Origin of the sequence: Nocardia sp. NPDC059228 (assembly GCF_042754245.1) — a bacterium.
GTDB lineage: Bacteria > Actinomycetota > Actinomycetes > Mycobacteriales > Mycobacteriaceae > Nocardia.
On sequence record NZ_JBHZAL010000196.1, the window covers coordinates 1 to 1,015 of the forward strand.

A 1,015-nucleotide genomic window follows, 5' to 3' on the forward strand; every position below is an offset into this window, starting at 1 on the left:
ACGGAGCAGTGCCCGCGGCGCCACCAGCACACTGCGTACGGCAGGAGTCCGTCACATGTCAGAGCGCAAGCCGATCGAATCCTGGCTCACCGACATGGACGGTGTCCTCGTCCACGAAGGCATCCCCATCCCTGGCGCCGAAGCCTTCATCAAGCGCCTGCGGGACTCCGGCAAGCCCTTCCTCGTCCTCACCAACAATTCCATCTACACCCCGCGCGACCTCCAGGCCCGGCTGTCCCGGATGGGTCTCGCCGTCCCCGTGGACAACATCTGGACATCCGCGCTCGCGACCGCCAAGTTCCTGGACGTCCAGCGGCCCGGCGGCACCGCGTACGTCATCGGCGAGGCCGGTCTCACGACCGCGCTGCACGACATCGGCTACATCCTCACCGACCACGACCCGGATTATGTGGTGCTCGGCGAGACTCGAACGTACAGCTTCGAATCCCTCACCAAGGCGATCCGGCTGATCAACGACGGCGCCCGCTTCATCTGCACCAACCCCGACGAGACGGGCCCGTCGGCCGAGGGGCCGCTGCCCGCCGCCGGTTCCGTCGCCGCGCTGATCACCAAGGCGACCGGCAAGGACCCGTACTTCGCGGGCAAGCCGAATCCGCTGATGATGCGGACGGGCCTGAACGCCATCGGCGCCCACTCCGAGACCAGCGCGATGATCGGCGACCGGATGGACACCGATGTCCTGGCCGGGCTGGAAGCCGGGATGGAGACCTTCCTGGTACTGACCGGTCTGACAAAGCCGGGCGATGTCGACCGCTATCCGTTCCGGCCCTCCACGATCGTGGACTCGATCGCTGACCTGGTGGATCTGATCTGACCGGATCTGGCTGAATACTCGCAGGTCACAGCCGTATACGAAGGTTCTCCGGGCTCGCAGCGGATGCGGGATCCGGCCGGACGGGTGAGGCTTCCTTCGTCAGGAGGTTCACGATGCGTTCAGACTTGCTCACACTCCGTGCCGCAGGGCTGGTCGCCGCCATGGTGGCGGTCCCCGGGC

Annotated in this window: 1 protein-coding gene; it reads left to right on the plus strand. The window is 66.5% G+C overall.

What is annotated here, in order from left to right; all coding sequences use genetic code 11:
* The first annotated feature begins 94 nt into the window (after positions 1-94).
* Positions 95-835 carry an HAD-IIA family hydrolase gene (locus ACFXKA_RS43450; protein ID WP_379431977.1) on the plus strand — a complete coding sequence of 247 codons (741 nt, stop codon included), beginning with the start codon at positions 95-97 and terminating at the stop codon, positions 833-835.
* Positions 836-1,015 lie beyond the last annotated feature (180 nt).

What these genes read in the sequence shown, in the direction of transcription:
- ACFXKA_RS43450 (WP_379431977.1), top strand. Translation starts at nt 95, where the DNA reads ATGGACGGTGTCCTCGTCCACGAAGGCATCCCCATCCCTGGCGCCGAA.